The sequence below is a fragment of the Paraburkholderia nemoris genome (genome assembly GCF_905221015.1).
Lineage (GTDB): Bacteria > Pseudomonadota > Gammaproteobacteria > Burkholderiales > Burkholderiaceae > Paraburkholderia > Paraburkholderia nemoris.
In genome coordinates this window covers 169,888-182,491 of sequence record NZ_CAJNBO010000017.1, presented here as the reverse complement: position 1 = coordinate 182,491, position 12,604 = coordinate 169,888, and the positions used below count along the sequence as shown (strand labels likewise).

Below are 12,604 nucleotides of genomic sequence, written 5' to 3'. Positions count from 1 at the left end.
CATGGGTGAACCGGGTGATCCGTTCCGGGGTGGTCACGCAGCGGGCGCGGCCCGTCCGAAGACCGTCATCATCGAGCAATTGCCCGCGCCGGCGAAACTGTATGGGCGCGCGTTGTCCGGCATCGTCAAACGCGGGCGCGACACGCAGCTGCCGGCATTGCGCCTCGTGCGTCCCGCGGTGGTCCTCGACCCCGGGCCGATCTGGCGTTATTCGCGGGTCTGCGGCTTCATCCCCGAGCACGGCGTACCGCTCACATATCCGCATCTGCTAGCCTTCCCGCTGCATCTGCTGATGCTCACCGATCCGGCGTTTCCCTGGCCGGCGCTCGGCCTCGTGCATCTGGCGAACCACGTGCGGCTGCGCCGGCCGCTCGCCTATAAGGACATGTTGCGCGTCGAGGTGGAATTCGGCGCGCTGCTGCGTCACGACAAGGGCCAGGCGTTCGTGCTGCATACCCGCATGTACCGCCGCGGCGAAGCGGTTTGGGATGGCGACAGCGTCTATCTGAAACGCGGTGTGCCGGCGAGCGGCAGTCCGCTCGATCCGCTGGAACTCGGACCCGATGCGCTGGAGCGCATCTCGCGCTGGCAACTGCCACCGCAACTGGGCCGCGACTATGCGCGTGTGTCCGGCGATTACAACCCAATTCACCTCACCGCACTATCCGCGAAGGCATTCGGTTTTCCGCGTGCGATTGCACATGGCATGTGGACGCTCGCGCGCGCCGCCGCCGCGCTGCAACCGCCGAAACCGCTCGCCGAGGCTACGTTGAGTGCCGAATTCAAATTGCCGATGCTGCTGCCGGGCGAGGCATCGCTATGGAGCGCATCGCCCTCGCTGATCGAGCGCGACATCGAGGTACGCGACATTGCCGGAGAAAAACCGCATTTGCGCGGACGCATGCAGTGGAAGTTGCTATGAAGCACGCACAGATACACGCATGTTTTCGTCACAGTACGGGACTCACCATTCGTCTCATTCGCACCGTTCAATAACCAGGGAACGACCCAAAGGAGCCAAGCATGTCCAACCCGCTGCCCGCCGTGCGCCGCGTCGCCATTATCGGCGGCAACCGGATTCCGTTTGCCCGCTCGAACACCGCTTACGCGACCGCATCGAACCAGGACATGCTGACCTTCACGCTGCAAGGCCTGATCGACCGCTACAACCTGCACGGCGAACGTCTTGGCGAAGTGGCGGCCGGCGCAGTCATCAAGCATTCGCGCGACTTCAACCTGACGCGTGAATCCGTGCTGTCCACCACGCTTGCCAAAGAAACGCCCGCCTACGACGTGCAGCAGGCCTGCGGCACCGGGCTGGAAGCGGCAATTCTCGTTGCCAACAAGATCGCGCTCGGGCAGATCGAAGTGGGAATCGCGGGCGGCGTCGATACGACCTCCGATGCACCGATCGGCGTCAACGAGCGCATGCGCAAGATCCTGCTCGAAGCGAATCGCGGCAAGAGCACCGGCCAACGTGTCGGTGCGCTCGCCAAACTGCGGCCGGGCATGTTCTTCAAACCGCTGTTGCCGCGCAACGGCGAGCCGCGCACAGGGCTTTCGATGGGCGAGCACTGCGAGCTGATGGCCAAGCGCTGGAACATCTCGCGCGAAGCGCAGGACGTGCTCGCTTACGAGAGTCACCGCAAGCTCACCGAGGCGTATGCGCGCGGCTTCGTCAACGATCTGATGACGCCGTATCGTGGCCTTGCGCGCGACAACAATCTGCGTTCCGACCTGACGCTCGAAAAACTCTCCGGTCTGAAGCCGGTATTCGATCGCGACGCGGGCACGCTGACCGCCGGCAATTCGACACCGCTGACGGACGGCGCCTCCGCCGTGCTGCTCGCAAGCGAAGAATGGGCAGCCAAACATGGCCTGCCGGTGCTGGCGTATCTGAGCTGGTCCGAAACCGCCGCCGTCGACTTTTTCGACAAGAAGGAAGGCCTGCTGATGGCGCCCGCCTACGCCGTGCCGCGCATGCTGGCGCGCGCCGGACTCACCTTGCAGGACTTCGATCTATACGAAATTCACGAAGCCTTCGCGGCGCAAGTGTTGTGCACGCTCGCGGCGTGGCAGGATGACGAGTATTGCCGCACGCAGCTCGGCTTGCCCGGGCCGCTCGGCGCGATCGATCGGGCAAAATTGAATGTGAATGGCAGCTCGCTCGCCACCGGCCATCCGTTTGCCGCCACGGGCGGCCGGATCGTCGCCGGACTCGCAAAGATGCTCGCGCAACTCGACAAGCCGGCCGGCACCGCGCGCGGACTGATCTCGATCTGCGCGGCGGGTGGGCAGGGTGTGGTGGCAATTCTGGAGCGCTGAGCGTCGCGCCTGCCGCAGCGTATGTTTCAATGCATGACCTGTTTCGAAGGCTGCAGCAATGACCGCTTTGATTGCCGCCTTGATGACTTCAATGACTGGCTGCAAGACCAGCATACAAACCGATGAAGCGACTGCTTCAGGAGACGACCGATGACCCAGCCCACGCAAGCCCCGCTCTCGCCCGCCGCCGGATCCACACCGCTCGCGAATGCAGCGGACCCGGCGCCCAGTCAGGCGGCGAATCGCGCGCCCAACACCGACGGCATCTGGTACGCGTCCTATCCCGCAGACGTCCCGCATGAGATCGACGTCAACCAGTACGAGTCGATCGTGCAGTTCTTCGACGAATGCATCGCGAAGTTTCGCGAGCGCGTTGCGTATGTGAGCGTCGGCGCGAACATGACGTACGGCGAGCTCGGCCGTAAGGCGGCCGCGTTTGCCGCGTATCTGCAAAGCATCGGCGTGAAGCCCGGCGAGCGTGTCGCGATCATGCTGCCGAATACGTTCCAGTATCCGGTGTCGTTGTTCGGCGTACTCAAGGCGGGCGGCGTGGTGGTCAACGTGAATCCGCTCTACACGGTGCGTGAACTCGCGCATCAGTTGAAGGACAGCGGCGCGCAAACCATCATCGTGTTCGAGAACTTCGCGAAGACCGTCGAAGACGCGCTGCCCGGCACCAAAATACAGAACGTTATCGTGACGGGTCTCGGCGATCTGCTCGCCGACGGCCTGAATCTGAAGGGACGTCTGCTCAATTTCATGCTGCGCCATGTGAAGAAGATGGTGCCGGAATACAAGCTGCCGAAAGCGGTGCCGCTGCTCGACGCGCTATCGATCGGTTACACGCGGCCGCTGACGCCCGTGCGTCCCACGCACAACGACATCGCCTTCCTGCAATACACCGGCGGCACCACGGGCGTGGCCAAAGGCGCCATGCTTACGCACAGGAACATCATCGCCAACCTGCTGCAGGCGAAGGTCTGGTCCGAGGGTCAGTTGAGCGGCGACATCGAAACAGTGCTCACGCCGCTGCCGCTCTATCACATCTATTCGCTGACGGTGAACGCGCTGATCTTCATGGGCCTTGGCGGGCGCAACATCCTGATCGCCAATCCGCGCGACATGAAGCGCGTGATGATGATCATCCGTCACGAGAAATTTACCGGCATCACCGCGGTGAACACGCTCTACAACGCGTTCCTCGACAACGAAGAATTCTGCAAGCGCGACTTCTCGAACCTGAAACTCGCGATGGCCGGCGGCATGGCCACGCAGAAGTCGGTTGCCGATCGCTTCAAGGCGGTCACCGGCAAGCCGATCATCGAAGGCTATGGGCTGACCGAGTGCTCGCCGATCGTGTCGATGAATCCGGTCGACCTGACCAATCTGCGCGACTTCGAAGGCTCGATCGGTTTGCCCGCGCCGTCCACGCAAGTACGTTTCAGGAAAGACGACGGGTCGTGGGCAAACATCGGTGAAGCCGGCGAACTTTGCGTGAAGGGCCCGCAGGTGATGAAAGGCTACTGGAACCGTCCGGAAGAAACCGCCAAGGCGATCGACGAAGATGGCTGGCTCGCCACCGGCGACATCGGCGTGATGGATTCGCGCGGCTTCATCCGCCTGATCGACCGGAAGAAAGACATGATCCTGGTGTCAGGCTTCAACGTCTATCCGAACGAAATCGAAGACGTGATCGCGATGCTTCCGGATGTGCGCGAAGTCGCCGCAATCGGCGTGCCCGACGAGGCGCAAGGCGAGCGCGTGAAGGTGTTCATCGTCAAGCGCAACCCGTCGCTGACAGCGGAACAGGTGATCGCCCACTGCCGCAAGAACCTCACGGGGTACAAGGTGCCGAAACTCGTCGAGTTCCGCGACGAGCTGCCGCAAACCAACGTCGGTAAGATTCTGCGCCGTGCGCTGCGCGACGAGGAACTCGCGAAGCAAAAACCTGCCTGACAGGCAACGCGCCTGGCACCATGCCTTGCGCCATCCTTTCGGAGAGATTCATGAAGCACAGCATGTCCGCACGCTCACGCCGCTCGAGTCGCTTGAGCCGCTCGCCGGCCTTCATGCGCCTCGCCCGTTTTTCGTCGGAGACCGCCATGTTGGGCGCGTCTCTCGCCGCTCCATGGCGTGCGGTTTCGTTACGAAGACTTCTGATCGGTGCGCTGGTGGCCAGCGTCGCCGCTCTGGCAACGCCAGCGGCGTTCGCGCAGAACGACGACACGCCGCCCGCGCTCGACACCGCCAACGCTGTCAAGGCGCCCTCCACGCCCTCCTCGCAGGTCGGCAAGCTCACGCTCGATCAGCAGGTCAAGTGGCTGCGCGCCGCGCAACAGAGCGGCGCCATGGAGAAGCTCGATGACGCACAACTGGTCGCCCTGTTCCAGTCGCTCGATCCGCTTGCGTTACCGCGCTACGTCAAGGAAGGGCCGAACGGTTTTCCGTCATACGAGTTCACCATGTCGCGCTCGGAACGCATTCACGGCCAGTGGCCCGACAAGCCCGATCACATGCTGGTGCGCATCGCTCACGATCCGTTGCGAATCTACGCAAAATGGCTGCCCGACGGCGCGCACGCCGGCCAGGAAATCATCTACGACGAGTCCAAACGCACCGACGAAATGTATGGCCACCTCGGCGGCATCATGAACGTGATGCCACTGTGGACTTCGCTGAACGGCGCCCTCGCCCGTGCGCAATCGAACCACCAGGTGCGCGATCTCGGCACCGAGTACATTGCCGGCCAGTACCTCTCCGAAGGCAAGAAATACGTCGAGGCCGGCTTGCCGCGCTCGACTCAGGTGGAAGTGAAAACGATCGACGGCGTGCGCGTGGTTGCCTTCACCTTCGAAACGCCGAACGGCCAGCCGCAGTTCTATGCGAAGAAAGAAACGCTCGGGCTGGATCTGCGGCATCCATATTTCCGCACCGTCGAGTCTTATGACAACGACGGCAAGATCTTCGAGAAGATCGTCTTCGAAAGCATCACGCCGAAAACGTTCGACGACTCCACCTTCGATCCGAAGAACAAGGCTTATAAGTTCTAGGGTGCTAGCGGATAAGGCGTGGTGTCAGCGCGAAAGCGACATGTGCGACGGGCCCCGCGCCCAGCTCGTGGCTGTGCTCGACCAGTTGGCCTACGCGGGTGGCAAGCTCCCTGAGCACGAAGTAATCGGACGCGCGTGTGAGGCCGATCAGCGACGCCGGCGATTGCGCAGACGTCTGCCCGAAACGCAGTGCAAGTGTCGTGTACCAGAGCGCGCTGATGTCGTCACCGGCTTCGAAGACGGGCAGTTTCATGTGTGCCACGTAGGCGGCGAATGCAGGGCCGCCGGCGAGCGTGGAATCGATCACGGCAAACGTATCGTGGCGAGCGGCTGCGTCAGCGAGCCACGGCCACACGCCCCCTGCCGCGGTCGAGAGCCATGCGCCGGTCATCATGAAAGCACGTCGGTCCATTTCCTGTTCACCTCGCTCACTGACTCATTCGCCTCACGCGTCTCACGTATAACCTCGCCGGTCGCGCCACGCCGCCGGCCAGATCCCCTGCTTGCCCGGCGCGAGAATGCCGTTCGGGTCGAGTGCGTCCTTGATGGTTTCCGAGAGTCGCAGCAACGCCCCGTCGTTGAAACTGTACTGCGCCGCCGCGAAATCCATATACGCGAGATGCGCGCGATATTCGCCGTAACCCGCCGCGCGCGCATCGCTCATCAGCGACCGCAATAGAGCACCGGCCTGCTCGACCTGATTCGCGTCGTCGCGGTCGAAGATCGCCGCGAAGATGTGATGCAGATGGCGCACGCCCGCCGTAAAACCGCCGTAGTAATCGAAGCCGTATTCCGCCGCGCGCGTCTTGACCATCGTATATTGACGCAGCGCGTCGCGCCCGGTCGCCGGGCACACCGGCGCGAAGTCCACATGCGCGCCCGCGCCGCCGCGCCAGTCGAGCATGCGAAACGCGCTCATCGCCGGGATGCCGGCCAGGTTGCGGTCGCCGCCCGCGGTGGGTTGTGCATCGCCCTTATAACGGACCGCCGACAGTTTCGCCTGCGGCACGCGAGCAAACGCGCGCTGTACGATCGCATAACGTGCGTTGATCACTTCAGGCGTGCCGTATAGCGCGAAATGAAGATTCCAGCGGCCTACGTTCAGCTTGTCGAGCATGGCCACCACCGCGTTTTCAGGCATTGCGCCTTTGCCTTCATACCACTGCTGACGGGGCGACAGTCCCGCCGCCCTGCGCAAACCGCCTTCGATCACCGCGTTGTTGCGGATCGTTTCATCGAGCCGCAATGGCCGCAAAATATCGACGATCGTTTCGAGATCCTCTTCGTGCCGGAACTGGATTTCGCCGAGCAGATACGCGGGCGGCGCGGGCATCAGCCAGACACCGAGCTTGGTCACGATGCCATAGTTCGACTGCATGAACATCGCATCGAAGGAAGGCCCAAAGCCCGGTTGATACAGTTGCCACGCGGTACCGATTTCGATTCCGCCCATCCCGGTTCGCAACACGTCGCCGTTGGCGAGCACCACTTCCATACCGCACTGCGTCGCCGCGTGATCGCCGTACGCGGTATATCCGAAACCGCGCTCGAGCGTATTGCCGACCACGCTGCCCCAACCCGCCGCGGGCGGATCGACCCAGAGCTTGTAGCCTTTTTCGCGCAAATGCGCGTAGAGATCGAAGTAGCTGACGCCCGGTTCGACCAATGCGTAGGCGAGCGTCTCGTTCACTTCGATGATGCGATTCATTCGCTGCAGATCGAGCACGACTGAACCTGCGAGCCGCGGCGCGGCGCCACCGTACGCGAAGTTGCGTCCGGTCGAAACCGTCCACAACGGAATGCGAAATTGATTGGCAATCCGCAACACCGCGCGTATCTCGTCCACCGACGCCGGCAGCAACGCGGCCGACGCGGAGAACGCTTCGCGCTCGCCGGGCGCGAACGGATCGAGGTAGGAGGCGAGCCCGGCGGCCGAGGTCACCACCTGCGACTCGCCGACGATCGCGCGCCAGCCTGCGAGCGCGCGATCGAACCCGGCGGCGGAAACTTTCGGCGGTAAGCTGCGCGTCAAGGCATCTCCTTTGCGGCGATACGTGTGTGCAGGTGCGGCGGCAAGCTAGCGGTGCATCCCGCCACCGCCGTGCGACATGCCGCCCCACATGTGCGCCGACCCGCCGCCATGCCAGCCGCCGTGTCCACCCATTCCAAATGATCCACGCACATAATGCACATGATCCATGTGATGAAAATGATGAAAGCGGTCGACGAAAATGACCGACACGCCGCCGAATAACACCGGCGGTCCCCAGTACCACGGATCGTAGTAATACACCGGCGCCGGCGCTAAGGCCAGCGCTGCGGCGTCGTCTTCGACGATCTGCCAGCTGCCGTCGGGCTGCAGGCACGCGCGGCCGCTGACCTGCTGCATGACGCCGTCGATTTCCGCCTGACCCACCACAAAACGGCAGGTCGACGTGTCGGTCGACGGCGCATTCGCATTCGCATTCGCATTCGCATCCGCTTGCGCTTGCGCTTCGACCGGCGTCGCGTAAACGGCGCACAGGCACAGACACGCTACGCCGAAACGCAGCCCCGTGCCGAACTGATGAGAAGTAAGCATGATTTCGCTGCCTCGACGCGCCGGCGTTGCGACTCGCAAAAAGCGTATCGACACCGTAAAGACCCCGTCGGTTTGCCTCGCACGAGACCGTGCCGTACCAGCGCGCTTGCAAGGCGGGACAGCATGATCCTGCATCGAGTAAACGTAGCGCCGCGCGACGCTATTCCGACGGCGCGCGCGAACGCGCAGCGTTTCCGTTACCACGTATTGCAGCGGAATCCGATGGGGTGCTTGCCGTGCGTTTAGCGCTACTGCCAGGCCTCCGGCTTGCCGCCTAGCGCACTGCACACTTCGATAGCAATCGAGCGCAGCTTGTCTTCGGAAATCGGCCCTGATAACGCGTAACCCATGCGGTCGCTGACCCAGTAGAAAGTCCGGCGGTTACCGTCGCGGAACAGGCGGAATGCGGTTTCGTCGCGAGCAATTCCGGTGATGTACAGCGTGAGGCGCGCGCCGCTGGTATTTTCGTACATGAACTGCGCGGCCGGTCCTGCTTCGCCGGGCAACAGACGCCCGCCCACCAGCGAATAACCGTACTCCTGCAATGACGGCACCGACAACGGCCGGTTCAGGCGTTTGGACAGCCAGTTGATCAGATGCTCTTCCTCGTTCGCGGCAACTTCGACGGGATGACGCCGCTCCGGCGTGTAGACCGCGTAGGCGATATCGGCGCGCTCGGCAAAGCTCGGCGGCTGGCCGCCCAGACCATTCCACGCGCCGCCCGTCAGACGCGGGGCGAGCGGCCCCAAGGCGAGCGCGAGGCCCGCGCCGGCCGCAAGCCAGCACGCCGCGAGGCCGACGCGTTGCCACCATGGCGTCGGCCGCCGCACCACGATGAAGGCCGGCTCGTCGTCCGCGTCGCTCTGTCCGACGCTCTCGCTGTGCTCGCTGCGCTGCGGCGCACCACACAGCGCCTGCAACGCTGCTTTCTGCGCGCGCCACGCCGCCACTCTCGCGGCAGCCTGCGGTTGCTGCGCCAGTTGCGCCTCGATCGCGGCGCGCTCCTCAGGCGGCAATTCGCCGTCGACAAACGCCGACAGCGCTCGCAGATCGGGCCCCTCAGGCAAGCTGGAATCGTGGTCGTTATTCATCACGGATTTCTCACTACTTTCAGCGGCGGGACTTTTCGCGCCAACCCCACAGCGCCCCCTTCAAGCGGCCCCTCCGTCATCAGCACGCGCATGTGTTCCCGCGCGCGCGACAGCCGCGACATCACCGTGCCGATCGGCACGCCGAGCGCTTTCGACGTTTCCTGATAAGACAGTTCCTCCACGCAAACGAGCAGCAGCACTTCCCGCTGCTCGACCGGCAGGCAATAAAGCGCCCGCTGCAAATCGCGCAACACCAGACCGTCGACCTCGCCATGCGGTGCTTCGAGATTGCGCCACGGCGCGCTTTCGTCGTCGACGGCAATCTCGCGGCGGCCGCGCAACTGATCGATGTAAAGATGCCGCAGGATCGTCAGAAGCCACGCACGCAGGTTGCTGTTCGGACGGAACGCCGACCAGCGCGCGAGCGCGCGCTCCGCCGTATCCTGCACGAGGTCGTCGGCCCAGGCGCGGTCTCCCGTCAGTGCGCGCGCGTAGCGGCGCAACTGCGGGAGCCACGAAATCACTTCCGCTTCGAAACTCACCCGGCGTGGCAACGTTCAGTAGCCGCCGCCACTGCTACTGTTACCGCTGGTGCCCGAAGCGCCGCTGTCGGTGGTGCAGCCGCTCGTTGCGAGCGAGCCGAGCGCGAGCGCCAGCAGCACGAAGGTGGCGGAAAGAATGCGGGATACTTTCATGGTCAGTCTCCTGATGAGCGCCCGGCCGGCGCCTGCGAACCGGGGATCCGATCGGCCACGTGCGAAATGCAACGCTGCCATGCCTGACTTAACGTGAGCGGACGGTGATTTATTCCACATCCGGCACGGCACGCACCATCTTTTTCCGCCACCCCGACCGGACGTGCTCGAACGCGGCCGGTGAAGGCGCTATTCGTCGGCAGATTCGTAACTCAACGTTACAGCTAATAGTTATCAGATGCTTATGTCCGCGCAAGCCGTTATAGTGGACGCAGTTCGCCCGTCGACGCGTTCTGCCCCCACACAGGGTAGAATCGCGGCGAACAACCGTCTTCCTAACCTGAATTGTCCATGGCTTCCGCAGAATCGCATCCGCAAAACGACTTCATGAACGCTGCGCGCAAAGAACGAAAGCGCGTCGAGATCTATCTTGTCAACGGCATTCGCCTGACAGGGTGCATCGAGTCGTTCGATCAGTATCTGGTGATGCTGCGCACGCCTGTCGGCCTGCAAGGCATCTACAAGCGCGCGATCTCGACGATCCAGCTCGACACCGGCACGCGTCCGGCGCCGCGCGCCGGGGGGCGGCCTTCGCACGGCGAGCACACCACGCGTGGCCCGCACGGCTCGCGTGAACCGCGCGATCACCGTGAGCCGCGGGAACCGCGTGAATCATATGGCGCGCCGTCTTCGGATCGTCCGGCACCCGATCGCAGCAGCAGCACGTCCGACGGTCCGGTGGTCGTGACACGCCGCCGGCGTCTGTTCGGCACGGGCGGCGGCGACGGTGGCAATCATGGCGGCGGCAATCATGGTGGCAATGGTGGCGCCGGCGGCGGCACCAGCGGCGGCAACGAATAAAGGGCCGTTTTAGCGGCCGGCTACTCCGACGGAAAGCCGAGCCGCTGCAAAATCTTCTCCAGCCGCATCACCTGCAATTCCGTCAGCTCGAATCCGCATTTGACCGCCAGCACGCGGCGCCGCCAGTACACGGCGTCCAGCATGCGCAGCGCCGGTTGCCGTGTCGCCCAATCCAGATGTTCCAGTTCGGCTTCCACTACGTGTGATGCGTTGAAGCGCTGCGCGCGCGCCGGTTTTTTTCGGTCCATGTCGTTCGCTGCCTTGTTGTTCGCTGCTTCTGGTTGCTCCCCTCCCGAGCGTGGACGTTGCCCGTTCACGGTATGCCGTGGTTTTTTTGCCGGGCTGTTTGGCCGGCGGATGCTATTTGTTGTCAGGCGACACTCGGAGAACGACTTGATGCGGGTTGGTTTTAAGTTTTGTTTTTTTGCCTGGTGGTTTCTGGTTTCTGTTTTTTTTGGGGTTTGAAGGAAATGCTTACGGTGGGGATTGGGTTGTTCGGCTGATGCTCGCCAGGGGTTGCTTTGCGCTATGCTGGGTTGTTGAGTCTCTTCTCGTGGAGCACGTCATGACCAAGTCGAAGCAGCATGCAACTCATCCGAAGGAAGCGGTGCAGCCGCCCGCTGAGTCCGCCGATAGTCGGCTCGATGAGGCTCTCGAAGAAAGTTTTCCTGCTAGTGATCCGGTTGCAGTTGATATGAGTGAGCCACGGCACTCGGCTGTGGATGAGGTGCCTTCGGCGGGGAAGAAACGGCATTGAGTGCGGAGGTTTTTGGCTTGCGGGGCGCGCGGTTTGGTGGGGCGCCTGGGGCTTTGGCCGTTCCTTGAATTGCTAGTGGTCTATTAGCGTTGCCCCTGTGCGGGGCGGCACTTACTTTCTTTGCCGCCGCAAAGAAAGATAAGCAAAGAAAGCGGCTAAAACCGCTCATGCTAAGTGGGCGCCGTGGACTGCAAGCGGTAGTGGCTCCGTGGAATCCGTGCTCGTGCACGTTCCAGCGCTTGTGACAAAGGTGTCATTAGCTCCCACTCCGCACTGTGTGCGTCGCGGACGGGTTTGCCAGGGAAACCAGGGGCGTGGGAATGTCTGTTCGTGCGGTAGGGGTGTTTCGGGAACGAGGCTTTTTGCTGCGGGGATGGGCGACTTGCGTGACTAGATGACTAGTACGCCTGGTTTCTACATTCGGCTTGTGCGCCGTTTGTTCTCTCGATGGGTGGGCGGCGCTTTCAAAGCCGCCTCGCCCACGCATCTTCCGGTATTCCGGGCATCGAGTTCAATGCGACGGCAGGCCACTTTCCAATTGACGCTGCAGTTCGCGGACCTGGCGTTGAGCGGCGCGCAGCTGGTCTTGTGCGCTAGCCTTCTGCTGCGCCAGCGCCGTTGCTTCGGCGCGGGTTTGCTGCTGCTGGTTCGCGACAATCGTCTGCTGCTGATGCGCAACGTCGAGGTCGGCCTGCAAGCGGTTGGCTCGGTCCTGCGACAACGCGATCATCCGCTCGGTGAAAGCCTTCTGCGCTTCCAGCTGCGTGCGGCGAATCTCGACATCCGACAGTTGCAGCGTCTGACGCACAAAATCCTTGTAGATCATGTCCGCACGCGTGGCGTCCTGCGTCTTGATGACGCGCCAGAAGTTCTTCTGCTGGAACAACGCCACGTAGTACGTCATCTCTTTGCCATAAAACAGCAAGCTCGCTCCATAGCTGCCGTTGTATGTCGTCCGCAATTCGCTCAGATCCGAGCCGCGGATCATCTGCTGCAATTCCGCCACATTGCCCGCTGCAGACTGCTTGGCTTCGTCCGGCGTCAAGGCGCTCGTCTGCGCCTGCGTGGACGGCAACGCCGTTGTCGTGCCCGGCTGGGAAACGACGCCAGCGCTCGATCCGCTATCCGGCAGAGCCTGCGCATTCACGCCCTGCACGGCCCCCATCGCGATGATTGCAGCCAGGGCAATCTGCCGTAGTTTCGACTTTCGGTCCATGTAAATCCTGCTTGAACAGTTTTTGTTT

At 62.9% G+C, this 12,604-nt stretch carries 14 protein-coding genes; 6 read left to right on the top strand and 8 right to left on the bottom strand.

Features of this window, described 5'->3' with window-relative positions; all coding sequences use genetic code 11:
- The first annotated feature begins 1 nt into the window (after position 1).
- The 4 genes from KHO33_RS25710 to KHO33_RS25695 all read left to right on the top strand — a co-directional run bounded on the left by KHO33_RS25710 (position 2) and on the right by KHO33_RS25695 (position 5,375).
- On the top strand, positions 2-922 hold the full coding sequence (locus KHO33_RS25710; RefSeq protein WP_200565693.1) for a MaoC family dehydratase: 921 nt from the start codon (positions 2-4) through the stop codon (positions 920-922).
- Between the two features lie 101 nt (positions 923-1,023).
- Entirely contained in the window at positions 1,024-2,325 is a 1,302-nt protein-coding gene (locus KHO33_RS25705) for an acetyl-CoA C-acetyltransferase (RefSeq protein WP_200565692.1), read from the top strand.
- A gap of 150 nt (positions 2,326-2,475) precedes the next feature.
- Complete coding sequence (locus KHO33_RS25700; protein ID WP_200565691.1) at positions 2,476-4,281, top strand: AMP-binding protein; 1,806 nt, start codon at positions 2,476-2,478, stop codon at positions 4,279-4,281.
- Positions 4,282-4,427: 146 nt separating this feature from the next.
- Positions 4,428-5,375: a DUF1571 domain-containing protein gene (locus KHO33_RS25695; RefSeq protein ID WP_234480627.1), complete on the top strand. Its 948-nt coding sequence runs from the start codon at positions 4,428-4,430 to the stop codon at positions 5,373-5,375.
- A gap of 4 nt (positions 5,376-5,379) precedes the next feature.
- On the opposite strand, the gene KHO33_RS25690 is transcribed toward KHO33_RS25695, so the two are convergent.
- The 6 genes from KHO33_RS25690 to KHO33_RS25665 form a co-directional block, all read right to left on the bottom strand.
- Positions 5,380-5,787: a hypothetical protein gene (locus tag KHO33_RS25690; RefSeq protein ID WP_054034630.1), complete on the bottom strand. Its 408-nt coding sequence runs from the start codon at positions 5,785-5,787 to the stop codon at positions 5,380-5,382.
- A 42-nt stretch (positions 5,788-5,829) separates the two neighbouring features.
- Positions 5,830-7,407 (bottom strand): FAD-binding oxidoreductase, encoded by a 1,578-nt coding sequence (locus KHO33_RS25685; protein ID WP_054034631.1) that lies wholly within the window; start codon positions 7,405-7,407, stop codon positions 5,830-5,832.
- A 45-nt stretch (positions 7,408-7,452) separates the two neighbouring features.
- The gene (locus tag KHO33_RS25680; RefSeq protein WP_128576100.1) at positions 7,453-7,956 is read right to left on the bottom strand and encodes a hypothetical protein; all 504 of its coding nucleotides are present in this window, start codon (positions 7,954-7,956) and stop codon (positions 7,453-7,455) included.
- 248 nt (positions 7,957-8,204) lie between these two features.
- Entirely contained in the window at positions 8,205-9,047 is an 843-nt protein-coding gene (locus KHO33_RS25675) for an anti-sigma factor (RefSeq protein WP_054034632.1), read from the bottom strand.
- Positions 9,047-9,589, bottom strand: coding sequence for an RNA polymerase sigma factor (locus tag KHO33_RS25670; protein ID WP_054034633.1), 543 nt, complete (start codon positions 9,587-9,589; stop codon positions 9,047-9,049). Before KHO33_RS25670 ends, KHO33_RS25675 begins: the two co-directional genes overlap by 1 nt.
- 15 nt (positions 9,590-9,604) lie before the next feature.
- Positions 9,605-9,742, bottom strand: a complete 138-nt coding sequence (locus tag KHO33_RS25665; protein WP_172737623.1) for a hypothetical protein — start codon at positions 9,740-9,742, stop codon at positions 9,605-9,607.
- Positions 9,743-10,093: 351 nt separating this feature from the next.
- Here KHO33_RS25665 and hfq point away from each other — a divergent pair, with 351 nt between their 5' ends.
- The gene (gene hfq / locus KHO33_RS25660; protein WP_054034635.1) at positions 10,094-10,603 is read left to right on the top strand and encodes an RNA chaperone Hfq; all 510 of its coding nucleotides are present in this window, start codon (positions 10,094-10,096) and stop codon (positions 10,601-10,603) included.
- Positions 10,604-10,623: 20 nt separating this feature from the next.
- On the opposite strand, the gene KHO33_RS25655 is transcribed toward hfq, so the two are convergent.
- On the bottom strand, positions 10,624-10,851 hold the full coding sequence (locus KHO33_RS25655; RefSeq protein WP_054034636.1) for a hypothetical protein: 228 nt from the start codon (positions 10,849-10,851) through the stop codon (positions 10,624-10,626).
- A 317-nt stretch (positions 10,852-11,168) separates the two neighbouring features.
- Here KHO33_RS25655 and KHO33_RS25650 point away from each other — a divergent pair, with 317 nt between their 5' ends.
- Positions 11,169-11,360: a hypothetical protein gene (locus tag KHO33_RS25650; RefSeq protein WP_054034699.1), complete on the top strand. Its 192-nt coding sequence runs from the start codon at positions 11,169-11,171 to the stop codon at positions 11,358-11,360.
- Positions 11,361-11,871: 511 nt separating this feature from the next.
- Here the strand turns inward: KHO33_RS25650 and KHO33_RS25645 are convergent.
- Entirely contained in the window at positions 11,872-12,576 is a 705-nt protein-coding gene (locus KHO33_RS25645) for a DUF2968 domain-containing protein (protein ID WP_054034637.1), read from the bottom strand.
- Between the last annotated feature and the right edge of the window lie 28 nt (positions 12,577-12,604).

Bases quoted from the DNA above. Each gene is read 5' to 3' on its own strand.
- KHO33_RS25680 (WP_128576100.1), bottom strand. From the start codon at position 7,956: ATGCTTACTTCTCATCAGTTCGGCACGGGGCTGCGTTTCGGCGTAGCG.
- KHO33_RS25655 (WP_054034636.1), bottom strand. From the start codon at position 10,851: ATGGACCGAAAAAAACCGGCGCGCGCGCAGCGCTTCAACGCATCACAC.
- KHO33_RS25665 (WP_172737623.1), bottom strand. From the start codon at position 9,742: ATGAAAGTATCCCGCATTCTTTCCGCCACCTTCGTGCTGCTGGCGCTC.
- hfq (WP_054034635.1), top strand. From the start codon at position 10,094: ATGGCTTCCGCAGAATCGCATCCGCAAAACGACTTCATGAACGCTGCG.
- KHO33_RS25700 (WP_200565691.1), top strand. From the start codon at position 2,476: ATGACCCAGCCCACGCAAGCCCCGCTCTCGCCCGCCGCCGGATCCACA.
- KHO33_RS25650 (WP_054034699.1), top strand. From the start codon at position 11,169: ATGACCAAGTCGAAGCAGCATGCAACTCATCCGAAGGAAGCGGTGCAG.
- KHO33_RS25695 (WP_234480627.1), top strand. From the start codon at position 4,428: ATGTTGGGCGCGTCTCTCGCCGCTCCATGGCGTGCGGTTTCGTTACGA.
- KHO33_RS25675 (WP_054034632.1), bottom strand. From the start codon at position 9,047: ATGAATAACGACCACGATTCCAGCTTGCCTGAGGGGCCCGATCTGCGA.
- KHO33_RS25705 (WP_200565692.1), top strand. From the start codon at position 1,024: ATGTCCAACCCGCTGCCCGCCGTGCGCCGCGTCGCCATTATCGGCGGC.
- KHO33_RS25645 (WP_054034637.1), bottom strand. From the start codon at position 12,576: ATGGACCGAAAGTCGAAACTACGGCAGATTGCCCTGGCTGCAATCATC.
- KHO33_RS25710 (WP_200565693.1), top strand. From the start codon at position 2: ATGGGTGAACCGGGTGATCCGTTCCGGGGTGGTCACGCAGCGGGCGCG.
- KHO33_RS25690 (WP_054034630.1), bottom strand. From the start codon at position 5,787: ATGGACCGACGTGCTTTCATGATGACCGGCGCATGGCTCTCGACCGCG.